General features: G+C 40.6%; 12 protein-coding genes. 7 read left to right on the forward strand and 5 right to left on the reverse strand.

From position 1 onward, the window contains the following. Positions 1–131: 131 nt before the first annotated feature. Both IGK85_RS02680 and IGK85_RS02685 read left to right on the forward strand, forming a co-directional pair. Positions 132–2,495, forward strand: coding sequence for an HAD-IC family P-type ATPase (locus IGK85_RS02680; RefSeq protein WP_008377947.1), 2,364 nt, complete (start codon positions 132–134; stop codon positions 2,493–2,495). A gap of 231 nt (positions 2,496–2,726) precedes the next feature. Next, entirely contained in the window at positions 2,727–3,653 is a 927-nt protein-coding gene (locus IGK85_RS02685) for a LacI family DNA-binding transcriptional regulator (protein WP_008377949.1), read from the forward strand. Positions 3,654–4,067: 414 nt separating this feature from the next. Here IGK85_RS02685 and IGK85_RS02690 read toward each other — a convergent pair whose 3' ends face one another. Continuing rightward, positions 4,068–4,256 (reverse strand): hypothetical protein, encoded by a 189-nt coding sequence (locus tag IGK85_RS02690; protein WP_005227564.1) that lies wholly within the window; start codon positions 4,254–4,256, stop codon positions 4,068–4,070. Positions 4,257–5,211: 955 nt separating this feature from the next. On the opposite strand from IGK85_RS02690, the gene IGK85_RS02695 reads away from it, so the two are divergent. From IGK85_RS02695 to IGK85_RS02710, 4 genes are all read left to right on the forward strand, one after another. Continuing rightward, a complete protein-coding gene (locus tag IGK85_RS02695) occupies positions 5,212–5,736 on the forward strand; it encodes a hypothetical protein (RefSeq protein ID WP_008377953.1) in 525 nt (174 codons plus the stop codon). A 231-nt stretch (positions 5,737–5,967) separates the two neighbouring features. Then, positions 5,968–7,275 (forward strand): DUF3440 domain-containing protein, encoded by a 1,308-nt coding sequence (locus IGK85_RS02700; protein WP_008377955.1) that lies wholly within the window; start codon positions 5,968–5,970, stop codon positions 7,273–7,275. 36 nt (positions 7,276–7,311) lie between these two features. Then, a complete protein-coding gene (locus IGK85_RS02705; protein ID WP_050790962.1) occupies positions 7,312–7,803 on the forward strand; it encodes a hypothetical protein in 492 nt (163 codons plus the stop codon). Further along, positions 7,730–8,263 (forward strand): IbrB-like domain-containing protein, encoded by a 534-nt coding sequence (locus IGK85_RS02710; protein WP_005232014.1) that lies wholly within the window; start codon positions 7,730–7,732, stop codon positions 8,261–8,263. The genes IGK85_RS02705 and IGK85_RS02710 overlap by 74 nt, the downstream gene beginning before the upstream one ends. 51 nt (positions 8,264–8,314) lie before the next feature. Here IGK85_RS02710 and IGK85_RS02715 read toward each other — a convergent pair whose 3' ends face one another. The 3 genes from IGK85_RS02715 to IGK85_RS02725 form a co-directional block, all read right to left on the reverse strand. After that, entirely contained in the window at positions 8,315–8,467 is a 153-nt protein-coding gene (locus IGK85_RS02715) for a hypothetical protein (protein ID WP_008377957.1), read from the reverse strand. A 492-nt stretch (positions 8,468–8,959) separates the two neighbouring features. After that, positions 8,960–9,826, reverse strand: coding sequence for a LysR family transcriptional regulator (locus tag IGK85_RS02720; RefSeq protein WP_008377960.1), 867 nt, complete (start codon positions 9,824–9,826; stop codon positions 8,960–8,962). Between the two features lie 458 nt (positions 9,827–10,284). Further along, complete coding sequence (locus IGK85_RS02725; protein WP_008377962.1) at positions 10,285–11,790, reverse strand: helix-turn-helix domain-containing protein; 1,506 nt, start codon at positions 11,788–11,790, stop codon at positions 10,285–10,287. 297 nt (positions 11,791–12,087) lie between these two features. On the opposite strand from IGK85_RS02725, the gene IGK85_RS02730 reads away from it, so the two are divergent. Beyond that, positions 12,088–14,748 carry a bacterial Ig-like domain-containing protein gene (locus IGK85_RS02730; protein WP_008377965.1) on the forward strand — a complete coding sequence of 887 codons (2,661 nt, stop codon included), beginning with the start codon at positions 12,088–12,090 and terminating at the stop codon, positions 14,746–14,748. 166 nt (positions 14,749–14,914) lie between these two features. On the opposite strand, the gene IGK85_RS02735 is transcribed toward IGK85_RS02730, so the two are convergent. Continuing rightward, on the reverse strand, positions 14,915–15,490 hold the full coding sequence (locus tag IGK85_RS02735) for a recombinase family protein (RefSeq protein ID WP_005232006.1): 576 nt from the start codon (positions 15,488–15,490) through the stop codon (positions 14,915–14,917). Between the last annotated feature and the right edge of the window lie 69 nt (positions 15,491–15,559).

Raw genomic sequence — 15,559 nt, forward strand, 5'->3', positions numbered from 1 at the left:
ATAGATGATGGCGTAACTTACGCAATCGCCGCCAATTGGTTTTATAGAAAAAACGCAAAACCATTCCCAAGTCCGATGCACGTTTGCTGAATATTCAGCAAACGAAAAGTAAATGACTATGATTAGAAAGGGTGAGGATCATCGAAAACAACCAAACCATTGGCTTAACGTCAGGGGAAGTCAAGGCGCGGGTGCAGCGCGGTCAAGTCAATAAGACAAAAAAGGATACGACGAATACGTACCCGAAAATCCTGTTTACCAATATCTTTACCTTTTTCAATTTAATCAACTGTGTCCTATTCTTTCTCGTCTGTTTGACGGGTTCTTATCAAAACGGTTTGTTCGTCTTTGTTGTCTTCAGCAATGTGATCATCAATCTCTTTCAAGAAGTTCGTTCCAAACGAACGCTAGATAAGCTGGCACTGCTAAAAGTTGCCAAAGCCGATGTTTATCGGGATGGTAAGCTGGAGAATTTGCCGATCCACAAACTCGTAATGGATGATGTGTTACGACTGAAAAGCGGGGATCAAGTGCCGACGGATGCCAAAGTCATTCAAGGATCTTTAGAAGTCAATGAATCCTTGCTGACTGGTGAAATGGATACGATCCACAAACAGCCGGCAGACGAGTTGTTTTCTGGCAGTTTTATCACTGCTGGTGAAGCGTTGTGCCAAGTGATCCACGTAGGCGCTGATAACTATATCGCAAAAATCAACAAAGAAGCCAAGACCATCAAACGACAAAAATACTTGATCCAAGGCAGTTTGAATAAAATCATTCGTTGGATCAGCTTGATTTTGGTACCGTTATGTACCCTCTTGTTTGTCAAACAGTTCTATTTCTCTCATGCGGCTTTCAACACCGCCATCTTACGGACGGTGGCGGCAGCTGTAGGGATGTTCCCCGAAGGTTTGTTTTTATTGACCAGTGTCACATTGACCATCAGTGCCGTCTACCTGGCGCGCAAAAAAGTGATGGTGCAGGAATTGAACTGCATTGATGCTTTGGCACGGGTCGATGTTCTTTGCTTAGACAAAACCGGCACGATCACCGAAGGCAAGATGACGGTGGAAAAGACGATTTCCTTTCAATCGGAAACACCGTTGGCAGAAATCACCGGCAACTTAATGGCGCAGCTACCCGATCAGAACCCAACGGCAATGGCGCTACGAACCTTTTTTTCAGAAAAAACGACGTACCAGATGCAGCAAGTCGTCCCCTTTTCATCTGACCGCAAATTCAGTTGCGTCACGTTTGAAGGGCAAGGCACTTATTTCATCGGAGCTGCGTCGATTTTACTGGGAACCAACCATGAAACTGTCTTAAAACAGGAAAGACAGCTGGCAGAAGAAGGCTACCGAGTGATCGTTTTGGCGCACAGTGCGCAAGGCTATGAGGAGGCAGGACTGCCGACGGATATTGAACCGTTAGGATTTTATTTACTGTCAGACACGATTCGTGAAGATGCCAAAGAGACCTTAGAGTATTTTCGTTCACAAGCAATCCAATGCAAGATCATCTCTGGCGATGATCCAGTGACAGTCAGTCAAATCGCGAAAAAAGTCAATCTACCAGGGGCTGCTGATTTTATCGATGTATCAAAATTAACTGCAGCCGAATTAAAAGAAGCTGTCAGCATCTATCAGATTTTTGGTCGAGTGACGCCGCAACAAAAGAAAGAAATGGTACTCTTCTTGAAAGAACAAGGGCATACTGTCGCGATGACTGGCGATGGCGTCAACGATGTTTTGGCGCTGAAAGAAGCCGACTGCTCCATCGCGATGGCTTCCGGTGTCGATGCTGCGCGTCAAGTATCAAATTTGGTGCTTTTGGAAAATCAATTCGATGCTTTGCCATCGGTCATGGATGAAGGCCGCCGAGTAATCAATAACATTACTCGCTCAGGTTCATTGGTGCTAGTGCAAGTCTTATTCTCCATCATGATCACTATGGGGACGTTGTTATCAGGAACGACATATCCTTTTGAGCCGATCCAATTAACAATCATCAATGCCTGCTTTGTCGGCATTCCGACCTTCTTTTTAAACTTTGAACCAGACTTCAATCGGATCAAAGGGGACTTTATGACAACGATTTTCAAAAATGCTTTTCCAACAGCATTGACGATTACGGTAGGAACTCTGCTGATCATCAACTTTGGCTATTGGTTCAACAGTAGCAGCAAAGCTCTATCGATCATGAGCATTATTTTTACCGCTTGGAACTATCGCTTGATCCAGAAAAAAGTCTATCCAGCTATCAACAGCTATCGAACGATGATTTTTTTCAGCACCCAGATCTTGTACTTTGCTGCCTTGATCGTCGGTCGTGACCTCTTTAACCTAGGCAATACCAGCTATCTCAACCTCATTCTCTTGATTGCCTTGTTGAATTTCTCCGCCTATATGCAACGCTTTGCGGATAAGGGCATCGAGTTACTGATGCGAAGGTATACGAAGAAACGTAAAAGCTTATCAAAAGAAATGATTCAGTAAACAGTAGAAAAACTGATTGCTTAAGTAGCGCTTGTAGCTTGCTAAGCCATCAGTTTTTGTTTATAAATAAATTTCTTTTATTTTCAAGGAGTCTAAGTCTTGCTATGAAACTCGTTTCATACCGTACAATCAACCAAGGGACCTTTTCAGAAAATTTGTCGAAAGTGAATCAGTAAATTTTCTATGGTAGACTTAGGTCAATCGTAAAACAAACAGATAGGAATGAAGGAAATGGCAACGATACGCGATATAGCAAAAATCACTGGTTTTTCGATCACGACAGTCTCTCGTGTGATCAATGGCCATCCTTATGTCGATGAGCAAAAGCGAGCAGCGATTTTGGCGGTGATGGAAGAACTGGATTACAAACCGAATAAGATCGCCCAAAAGCTCAGCTCGGGGAAAACCTATAATATTGGGGTCATCGTGCCGTTTGTCAATCACGCCTTTTTTGATGGGATTCTAAATGGCATTATGGAAGAAGCCTTTGCTAAAAAATACAAAGTGACGTTATTGCCGACCAATTTTGATCGGAAATTGGAACTAGAATATCTAGAAGAATTCGCTGCAAAAGGGTTTGACGGATTGATCGTCATTACCCGCGCAAATCATATCGAGACGTTTTATCCCTACATGGAAAAAGGACCGATCGTTTTTTGTGAAAATTCGACCGGTACTGCTGTTCCTTTCGTTGCGATCGACTTGGTCGGCTCTGTGACAGCTAGTATCAATTATTTAAAAGAACAAGGCGTAAAACGTTTGGGACTGACGCTCGGGCGCAGCAAACGGCTTAGCTGCAATTCAGTCAATACCATCGCAAAAGCCAAGGAGCTGTTTCCTGCTTTTTCGGAAGCCGATATTTATTGGGATTGTATCAAAGCACAAGACGGGATTTCCGCAGCAGCCTTTTTTAAAGAACGAGGAATCGATGGGGTGATCACAAATGGAGACGAAATCGCAGCAATGATTTTGAATCAATACTCCCACGGGACAGCACCCATCGTGATTGGACAAGAAAACCTGCTTATCAGTCAAATGCTGCATTTTTCTTCCGTTGAGTTTCATCTGAATCAGTGCGGCAAAGAAGCCTTTCGCTTGTTTCAAGAAAGAAAACAAGAACAGATCATTCTGCCTTATGAACTTATTATTCGTGAATAATCATTGTCAAAAAAAGAACACACCTTATTACGAGAGGTGTGTTTTTGCCTGATTTTTAAAGGGAATTTGAGGAGATAAAATAAAAAAATAAAGAAAAAATCAATTTTGAATGCTTGCTTTTCACAGAGTAAAGGGCTACCATTGGTCTGTGGCTTTTTCGCCACAAAAAATAGGAAACGTATCAGACAAGAGTACTTGGGGAAGATTCTCTTGGGGGAAGCCTGATACGTTTCCTTTTGTTCATTCTAACACTATTTATATATAAAGTAGAGAGATATTGAGTAGATAAATAAAAATACTGCTGTAATTGATGAATAGGAAAAGAGCAAGCTCACAAAGGACTACTTTCAAATCGTTTTCCTACAACATGTTGGATGGCAAATAGCTCCTCATGTTTTGGTTAATAAAAGAGGATCAACTAACTAATTGTGTGGCACCAACTAGAAAATTACATAGCTTAGCAACACCTGTTTCAGCTGTTTCTTTGATTAGAACAGTTGCAGTATTTTCGTAAACATGAATCACACTAACTTCTTGTAAACCGGTAAAGCCAATAACATTTGCCTGATAGTTTTGACCAGGGAACACTTGGTATTTTTCCATGTTTTTATCTCCTTCATTATTCTTATTTCAAAAGAATAATAATTAAAATTTAAGAAAAAGTAAAGTGAAACGATTTTTCATTCAAAAACACAGCCCTTTGGCGTTTGTCTCGAGTAGTTTCGATCTTTTTCTGCAATTTTTCATTATTTTTTTCAATAAATATGCGGTGGCTTATTGAACTTTATTCAAGAATATGTGCTGCTTTTTTTAAGCAGCAACCACAGATTTCATCTAAACGAATGGGAGAAAACAGCAGCTGAATTGTTTGTTTTGTACCGGATTGGGGCTTATAATAAAAATAGGAAGAAGGATCGACGTCACCGCTTCCTAAATCAATTGAAAAGGGCGTGGAAGTTATGGAAAACGTATACCGAAATAACTTTGTCAAAAGAACTATTCAACTGATGTTTGCACCAAAAAAAATCAGAAAGCGTCCACCAGAACAATGGATCAAAATGCCTACCGACCGAGGTATTCGGAGAAAGGACGCGTGATCCAGCATTTCGCAGCTATGCGTGAAATAGTATTTGAAGAGAAAAGAACGTTAGGAAGTCCCGAACGCGGGACTTCCTTTTTTGTGTCAGTGACATTGGGAATTTAACGAGAAAGTAGTTGCCAGCAGGTTCTCTTGTGAAGGGCTCCTTTCAGAAAAGGATATAAAAGGAAGCTTGCACTTTTCCTAGCGCTCAATAGACGAACGGAAGAAATCAATAGATAGCAGTGTTAGTGGATAAAGGATCGAAAGGATTCTTTCCAGCTGTTTTCAATTTTAAATTGAGTTTTCCAAAAAGTAGGATATTCAAAGTGGCGTTAGTCTACCTACGTGATCAGAATGGATGATTGATAAAAGAAGGGGAATATAAAAGCCACTTTTTTCGCATATAGATTCTGTTAAAATAAACTTAGAGGTTCAAACCTGTAAAATAATCTTATAATTTTTAAAGAAGGTGAAAGCATGGACTACCCAGAAATCGCAGGTCATTTCCAGACAACATCCTTTGATCCCCAACCGTTTGTGCAAACGGCGATCGATGATCGAAAGGTAAGAGAGAGGCTAGTGGAGAATATCGTTGATGGTCAAAATCATATCAATGAGTATTTTAATAGTTATTTGATCATTAAAGAAGTAGCCGTTAAAAAACCTGAGCTGATTTATGATGAATGGGAACGGATCTGGGCATTGCATACCCATAAAAACTCCTATCATCGGTGGATCGCTCATGATTTGATCACTCAACTTTTGGTGATTGATCATGAAGACGAGTTTGAAGGGATCAAGCAAGAGTATGTACTGCTGCCTAAAGGAGAAAAAATTAGTAATTTCTTGAAGATGACTGAAAACATCCAGGAAGCCAGTCGATACAAAGACCTTCAGCAAGAGATTCAGCGTTTACTTGCGGATCAAGAATGGCTGTCCCACTTCAATGAAAAACAAGTGAAGCGTATTGAAAAAGTCCTTCAAACCCTTTTGGCTGAATGAATCAAGAAAAGCAATAAAACTTGTTTCAGAAGGAATTTTTCTACTATTTTTCTTGATTACTAGGAATAGTAGTGAGCAATGGGGAACACATTGCAATGATAGCTAACAATTATTTGCATGTATCGAATGCAAAATCTCCCTTAAGTCCTTGTAAGAAGCTAAGTGAAACTTTATACTAGAATGTAATACTTATTCAAAAAAAGGACAAATAAAATGAGGACATGAGCTTTTATGAAGAAATATTGCAAGGATAATGTGCTGGAAGCGGCGATGACGCGCCTGGAATATATTTTTGATACCTTTCCCCATGTTTATTTCTCTTTCAGTGGTGGAAAAGATAGCGGTGCCATGATTCAGTTGGCTGACCAAGTCGCCCGACAAAAAAAGAAAACTTTTGATCTGCTGATTTTAGATATCGAGGCAAATTATGATGCTACGAGAACGTTCATGGAAAAAATCAAAGCGTTACCAACTATCAATCAAACCTTTCACTTCTGTTTGCCCTTTTACGAGGACAACAACACTAGCGTATTTCAGCCACAATGGCTGATGTGGGATGAACAAGAACGTGAGAAGTGGGTACAGATGATGCCAAAAGATGCAATTTCACTTGCTGATTTAGATGAATCATTGATGGAAATCTATCAGAGTGCAAATATGAATCCAGATAAGTTCTTACGAAACTTTGCTCACTGGTACGCAAACTATCATCAGTGTGAACCCGTTGCTTGTGGCGTTGGCATCCGAACACAGGAAAGTCTATACCGATATCGGTCGATAACTTCGCCAAAGTATAACTTTCGGAAGCAATGCTGGATCAAACGGCAAGTAGCAGATTCCATGGTCGTCAATTTTTACCCCATCTATGATTGGAAGACAGAAGATGTCTGGGGCGCCTATGCCCATTTTGACTGGCCGATCAATGGCTTTTATGAAAAATTATATGATCATGGCGTTCCGATTCATCAAATGCGAATCTGTCAGCCTTATGGTATGCAACAACGAAAAGGCTTATACCAATATGCTCTGGTGGAACCGGAAACGTGGGAACGGGTCGTCAACCGCGTGTCAGGAGCCAATTTTGGTCGATTGTATGCCCAGACGGGATTATTGGCGCATTACAATACGAGAAAGCCAAGTCATATGACTTGGCAAGAGTATGCGGTCTTTTTACTGGAATCAATTGGACTTTATTCAAAGAAATTACAGGACCATTATTACCGCAAAATCACAATCTTGATTGATCATTATCGAGAAAAGCACGGGATCGAAGTGGAAGACATCCCCGATGTGACCAAACGTAAGGAGTGGCTGAAAAACGAAGTACTCTGGCATGACTGGAAAGGGATCGCTCGTGCGTTAGAAAAAAATGATTTTTCTTTGAGCACGCGACAATACAGTCTGACGAAAAAAGATGAGACGGAATTGTATGAGTTGGCGGTCGATTTTGGGGCGGCGTTGGGAATCGAGCATTTACCCAAGTATCAGTTAAAAAAATTGAATGCCAAATATGAGTATTTAACGAAAAAAATCACCTAACGATGGACGAATGTGTCCCTAGAGAGGAAGGGTTTTGTGAACGAACGATTGGTTTTATTTTTTCCACCGTATAAGAAAAGCCAATTCTATCAATTGATGGGGGCATTTTTTGCGGAACGGGTGTATCAGCAGCAATTTCCGTACTTAGTCAATGATGAGAACTGCTACTGGTATGTGATTCTTGATGACGAAAAACGGGTGACCGCTTTTTCTTATTATGAAAAAGGCGTCAATAAAGTGGAGCTAGGGGAATTTTATGAAAAAGATCCAACTGCTCAATTTAAAAAGTTTCTTTTACGGAAAATGTTGGTGGATATCAGCCGCAACTACCCAGAAGCAGAGATTCTCGCTTCTAGTAACCAGCCTAGTGAAATTGCACTTTTGGAGTCAAAAGGGTTTGCGGTCTATCGACAAACAAAAAATTATTCATTTCTAAAAAGGAGTGTAGTACCTCATGAGCGATATCGATTTTCCAGTGTTAGCGGCGAAGCTGATCCCAGTCAGCAAGATTCACGCGAATACGTATAATCCCAACACCGTGGCTGCTCCAGAGATGGATTTACTGGAACTGTCGATTCGGGAAGATGGCTTTACGCAGCCACTGGTTTGTTACCACGATAAGGAGCAGGACAAGTATATTTTGATCGATGGGTTTCATCGGTATGTCGTAGCAAAAGATCGCTTAGAATTGCCAAGCGTTCCGGTCACAGTGATCGATAAGCCTTTTGAGAATCGCATCGCTTCAACGATTCGCCACAATCGAGCACGTGGTACCCATGGCATCGAGAAGATGGGAAACATCGTGCAACAGTTGGTCGCCAACGAGTGGTCGGATGAACGAATTGCCAAGGAATTGGGGATGGACCGCGAAGAGGTCTTTCGCTTTAAGCAGCGCTCAGGCTTAAAAAGTGCCTTTTCCAACCATGAATTCAGCAAATCTTGGATTGAATTTGAAAAAAGATACTACAAAGGCAAAAAAGAGACCTGAGAGGTTGAAAAAACTATCTAAAAAAGCTATCTATTAGAAGACAGCGATTCGTTAATAATTCTTCTTAAATTTTGAATAGGTGTTTTTTACAACGATAACGATCAGATTGATCACCATCGACAAACAAAGCGTCCCTAAGAGAATGGCCAGGATCACACCTAATGTGTCTCTTAGAAAGCTGAAGATCGCTTCAATGATAAACATAGTTTTTCCTCCTTTTCTCATCGTCTATTTTTTCTGACAATTGCAAAAATAGGCTCCTTGAGCAATAACTGCCTGCTACTAAAAACATGATCGAACGGTTTTCAAGTCCAGCCTTTTTTGGTGATTGTTCTTTTCCAAAGTAGAGTATACATTGGAAAGGATGAAAGAACGTTTCTATTTTTTATAATCGGTAAAAAATTCTGAAATGTAAAGAACAACAGTGGCTTTTTTATCTCCTGCGGATAGCATGAATAATCGTACCAGTTTGCATAAAAAAAGTAAAATGATAACAAAAAGTGAGTGGCGAAACAAGAGGTAATCATCTGATTGAATAATAATAAGCGAAATGAAAAGCTATGCTGCACAACGTCTGTAGAACAGAAAGAGGTTGTGCGGCTATTTGTTTTCACGCTGCTTCTTTGCTGCTAGAATAAATACTATCATTTTATAACTGCATAAAAATCGATCGTGATCAAACTGATTTTATAACAATTACAGTAAGCGCATTTTTAACTCAAAGACAAACTTTTTTGTAATATTCGGGAAAAGTGTCAATGGTTGCTTTGACAGTAAGCCAATCGTCATGCGGAGATTCGGTAAAGGCAGTGATAAAATTTTTACTTGAGCGCATGTTTGATCAATGATCGAACGCGGGACTAGACCGCAGAAGCCTGTTTGTTCAATCAAATAAGGAATCGTCGTGCTGCTGCTGACATATTCCCATTGGAGCGAAGGTACACACTGGTCAAGGTAGCCCTCGATATTTCTAAGTGCAGGACAGTCACCGCCGGAACTGTATAGATGGATTCCTGTAAGGTCGGCTAATTCCTTAATGATCAATGGGTTCGTGATCGAAGTGATGCAGCAGATTTCTTCTTGTAAAAGTTCTTCATAGACAAAGGAATCTTCGTGAGGAAGTGAGCATAACGCAAAATCAATACGATTTTCTTTTAATGCATCGGCTAATGCCAGCGTGGATCCCACCATGATCTCGAATTTTATTTTTGGGTATTGGTGGGAAAATACATGGAGAAGCTCCGGTAAAATCAACATGTCATAAGGGGGGACGATGCCCATCCGTAAAGAATATTCGACTGTGTTCGAAGCATTGAGCAACTGTTCTTTGACCTCCTCCCACTGAGCGATCAGACCAGGAACCGCCTGTTTCAACAATTCACCTTCCAACGTGAGTACATTGCTTTTTCCTTCCAAAAATAACGCTACTTCTAACTCTTCTTCTAACTTTTTGATATGGTTCGTAACCGTCGATTGGGCATAGTTTAATTTAGCAGCAGCTTTCGTAAACGTACCTTCTTCAACGATCGTTTTAAAGGAGTGCAGCTCTTTGATAAAATCCACATTGGTCCCCCTCTCTTTTTACCTATTATACAAAAAAGGAGCGGGGAGAAGATTTCTTTTTTTTCTAGTAAATAAAAAAAATAGATACAAAAGTTATTTAAAACATGCAGTCTGTTTTGATCGTATGTTTCTTTGCTTTTAAAATAACGCTTTTCACATTTGGTGCTAAGAGTAGCTGCTAAAATTTCTATCATAAAAAATACACCAAACATCCCAACTTTTCAGGGATTACGAGCAGCACACGAAAACAAGACAATGAATTTTTACGCTGCGCTTGAAAAGAAAAGCGTTTGTTAGGAGAGGAATCTTGAAAAAAGGTCTGATTTTTTTCGGATGTGAAAAAAATAGACACGCTAAGAGAAAAGAAAAATGGATACTTAGGAAAGGACTAAAATAGCAAACCATGCAATGAAAAAACTGACGGCGCTTCCTTCAAGAAGGCCGACAGTTGCCTTAGGTCAATTAATCGGTGTGATTCTTGGCTGAATCAGCTGTTCAATCGTTTTGTGGATGATCGTCCAGTCCGAAAGGGTAGGAACATTGGAAATTCGTAGTTGCTGAAATTTGGTGTTACTTTTCAGATGCAAGTCAAAATTGCTAACGATCAAATCAATTTCTCGATGGATCAATTCTTGTTCATCAGGAGCCACTTCAAAAAAATAACTGATTTCTGTATGGTCATTTTTGAATAGCTCTGTTGATGCGGCTAAAAAGGCATCTAATCCAGCACCACCTTGAAAAGCAAAGGCCACTTTGAGATGCTTTTTCAACTGATTGCTAGAAGAAAGTTCGCTTAACAAGGTCAACGTAACTGCGACATGCTCTAAGTGAGTAAACGAAAAGAAACGACTTTGTTCATTAAACTGTTTCAACCATTTATTCCAAGCAAGGTAGTCCGTCTTGAATGTCGCTTCAACAAAGGTTTTGATCTGGGGATCGGCAAATTCGTAATTCGCAGAAATCATCGTTAACAAGCGGAGATTTACGAGATATGCGATGATTTTGTGTGATGCTGCAGGAAGGATAGCTATTCCAGGTTTCTTTAAAAAGGCAGCAACTTCTGCGAGAATTTCTGGTTTCTCTGTATGGTGAAAAATGTAATCCGCCTCGCTTTCCCCATTAATATCCATCGTACTATACGAAATGCAGTGGAGAGCATTGAGGAAGATCCAAAGGAGTTCTTGTTGCGGCAAGTGGATGATCCGATATTTTTTCAAATAATGTTCGTTTAATATTTTTGAGAAAACAGCGAAGCGTTCTTTCTCTAATAGATTGCGTTCTAAAGACGGTGGCAATGTCAAAAAGTAAGAATAGCGCCACCTACGCTTGGCAATACTTAGCCATAGGGCAAGTCGATAATGACTGTAATGCAAATCTTTTTTGTTGGCTTCTTTTGCTTTTTGGACCAGAAGACGCGCATCTGCAGGGCTGTCTTTATCTAAGATCGTGCTATCGCCATAAGCGGAGAAAAAGACAAACAGACAAAAGCGAATATCGGCTTCGGTACCGATAAAATCAAGATGATTCGTTGCGATGGTCACAGAATAGGTTTGTAAAGATTTGTTCATATAACTGATCGTTCGCAACAGATGACTGCGGGAATAGCCAAATTCGATCGTTGCTCGGTGAATAGAGTATTTTTTATTATCAATGATACTAGACATGATTTTAAACTCCAACGTTTCCATGCCCAAAAGCTGAATGGCAGAATTGATTGAAGCATTTGGTGCATACTCAATCGAAACGATGTTGGATCCAGAAAGTTTGATCTTGACCAGATCTTCCGGCAAACTGTCGCTTAAAATACTTAATTCTTTAGAGACTGTAGGCAAGGAAAGTCCCAATAATGTCGCCAACTCTTGCGGGTGATACCCTGCGGGTGCTGCATTTAGCACTTGCAGAATTTTTACTTGACGAGAAAATGCCTTATCTCGATGTAAGTTGATGGATAAATTTTCTAACATTGATGTCACCACCTCTTTCAAGACCCTGTGGGAGCGATCAGCGATCGAATATAAAAACCATTCGTTTTAAGTAAATTATATAATACTCTGGGCCATTCAAGAAGTCTTATCCCTTGAAAATTGAAGGAATTCATGTTAAAGATGCGGCGCCCACATATTTTTGCGAAGGACAGTCATTTAAGGGAGTTATTTTATAGAAAACACCCCTGCCAGTTGCAGTCAACCAAAATTTGGACAGATTGGAACGGAAGTAAGTGTGAATAAAGTTTGGAAAAAGAAAAAGGAGAAAAAGTAAAAATGAAAAAACGCGTAGTTATAATTAAGAGTGGTTTAATAGGGATGCTGATTTTAGGGACAACCTTTCCAAGCACATGGCCGATCGCTCAGGCAACAGAAAGACAACAAACAGAGCAGCAAACACCATTCATAGACTCATCGGTTCCCTTGCTGGCAGATTCAACAGGAAGCATGAACACAGGAGAAAAGACAGATACCCAAGAAGGAAATGCTGACGTCATATCTTCTGAAGCAACCAAAAGTGAAGTGGTGACCACCACTTCAAACTCAGAAACAAATCAATCTAACGCAGCTGATGCTGCAGAAAAAACTCAAATTTCAGTTACTGCCCCATCTGCTGAAACCAATGTAGAATCTACGGATAGTCAACCTCTCGCTGCAGAATCAACGAAGAGTATCGAGAGTTTCAACTACGATCTGACTGTAGAATATGATCCGATCAAGTATAAAGCACTGGTTTTGGATTTGCCAATCCCGGAAAAATACGCACACCAAACACTATACCAAGACCCGCAGCTGACAGAAGATTTTTATGTCTACAAAACGGATAAGGTATACATGCTAGTGGGACTATGGTATACAAGTGAAGTGACTGGTACCAATCAATTAAATATATCTTGGACAAGCTTCACAGGTTTTACGATCAACTATTACGGTTTAACAGCGGTTTTAGAATATACCGACGCTAACGGTAACCTTTTGTTTACAGCAACATATAATATTCGCTTTACAAATAGCCATCTGACCATTAAATATGTGGATGAGACTGGTATGGAGATCTATCCTTACCAAACGATCAATGATAGTACCAATGAGCCTTATGATGTCTCTACAAGTGCGTTTATTCCACAAATTCCGGGGTACATCCTTGATACCAGTCAACTGCCAACGAATGCAAAAGGTGTTCTTCCTCGTGGCGAAGTAACGGTGACGTACGTCTATCAAAAAGCACCGACTGACTATACCGATCTGACCGTGAAAGATACCACTATTTATGAACAGGATACATGGACAGCGGCGGATAATTTTGAGCAAGCTATTTCAAAAGAAGGCAAAACTTTGACTTATGAGGAATTTATTGCTGAGGGTGGTCGTGTTTCCGGACAAGTAGATACTAACAAAGCCGCTACGTATAAAATCAGTTATCAATTGAATCATGTGAGTAAAGAAGCAACGATACTCGTAAAACCACGATTCACTGCGATTAAGGTTCATGATTCTTCGATATACGTCGGCGATGACTGGGCCTCAGAAGATAACTTTGATCAAGCCGTAGATCGGGATAACAACCCAGTTTCGTTTGCGGATGTGAACGTTGAAGGAAGCGTAGATACTAAAAAAACGGGGTCCTATGAGGTAGTTTATCGTTATGATGGAGTAGCATCAAAAGCTGTGATCACCGTCAAAGCTGACCAAACCAAGGTGACTGCCCATGACAGCGAGTTGTACACAGGGGACAACTGGAAAGCTAAGGATAATTTCGATAGTGCAACAGATAGAGATGGTTCATCTGTTGATTTTGGGGATATCACTGTCACGGGGACTGTCGATACAACGCAAGCAGGAAAGTACGAGGTCACTTACAGCTATCACGGCGTAGAAAGCAAAGCCACTATCACCGTCAAAGCCAACCAAACGGCAGTCAAAGTCCACGATAGTGAGTTGTACACAGGGGATAACTGGACAGCTAAGGATAATTTCGATAATGCAACAGATAGAGACGGTTCATCTGTTGATTTTGGGGATATCACTGTCACAGGGATTGTCGATACGACGAAAGTAGGCGAGTATGAAGTTATATACAGCTATCATGACTTAGAAAGCAAAGCCCTTATCACCGTCAAAGCCGATCAAACTACAGTCAAAGTCCACGATAGCGAGTTGTACACAGGGGAAAACTGGACAGCCAAAGACAACTTCGATAGCGCAACAGATCGGGATGGTAAACCTGTTGATTTTGAAGATATCACCGTTACAGGAAAAGCAGACACAACGAAAGCAGGCGAGTACGAGGTCACTTACATTTATCATGGTGTAGAAAGCAAAGCCACTATCACCGTCAAAGCGGATGAAACATCCCTAAAAGTCCACGATTCAACGATCAAGCAAGGCGATGAATGGTTGCCAGAAACAAACTTTGATTCTGCCACCGATCGTGATGGCAAAAAAGTAGCCTTTTCAGAAGTAGAAGTCAATGGCACAGTGAACAACAACATAGTCGGTCAATACACGGTTTCCTACCATTACGGAGCAGTGATTGCCCATGCCGTGATTACTATACAAGCAAAAGTCAGCGAAACACCTGACGAAACGCCAACAGAAGTACCAGAAGAAAATCGCCCGGAAAGTGAGTCGCCTGGGACTGAATTTCCTGAAACTGAAGCGTCTGATCCAATAACAGAAGAACCAATTAAGGCACGTCCTGAGACAGAGACGTCAGAAACAAACGATGATGAGAAAAACGAAAAACGTCCATCAGAACAATCAGACAACCCCTCAGCAACAGGACAGACAACACCGATCAAAGCAAGCAAACAATCCACTGTTAAGCAACTGCCAAAAACAGGAGAAACAAGCAGTGTTTTGCTAAGTGTTACAGGTATCCTATTCTTAATCGGCGGGTTGGTGCTCTTGTACCGTAAGAAATCATGGAGAAAATAACAATAGGATCGACAAAAGAGCTAGAAGAATAAAACATACAGGACGAACAAGCTGGATGAATTGCTTTAAGAGAGAACAAAAAAGCAATCACAAACATCAGCAATGTTCGTCCTGTTTATTTATATAGTGAGCAGCCGAGAGTACTAAGTTTAGCCAGCACTTGTATTTATGAAACGATTTCCTCTTTTTCCAGACTAAGATAACGATAAAAAGTTGATCGTTTTAACCCTGTTTGGGCACAGATATCCACAACAGCTTTTCCTTCTTTTTGATAAAGGTTCAATGCGTGTTGAATCAGTCCAGGATCGATTCGTGGGCGACCACCGATATTTCCTCTAGCACGAGCGGATTCTAAGCCTTCTTTGGTCCGTTCGACGATGATGTCTCGTTCGAATTGGCTAAAGGCTTGGAAAACAGTCATCATCAATTTCCCTTGTGGGGTTTGCGTATCAAAATTTTCTTTAATACTGATAAGCTTTACTCCTTTTTTTTCAAAAAAGTAGACAAGATCAATGAGATCTTTGGTACTTCTTCCTAGTCGCGAGAAACTTTCAATGATGATTTTATCGTTTTCTTTCACTCGTTTTTTTAATTTATTTAATTCAGGACGATTCGCACGAACACCACTGATCTTTTCCGTATAAATTTTATTGCACTCATACCGGTCAAGTAAATCTAACTGACGCGAGAGATCCTGTTGTCTTGTGGAGACACGTGCGTACCCATAAACCATATTTGTCATACGAATTCCTCCAGTTGCACAAAAATAAGTCTACATAGAGAATACCTTGTTTGTTCACTTAAGTACACA

This window comes from Enterococcus sp. AZ015 (genome assembly GCF_050499225.1).
GTDB lineage: Bacteria > Bacillota > Bacilli > Lactobacillales > Enterococcaceae > Enterococcus_D > Enterococcus_D entomosocium.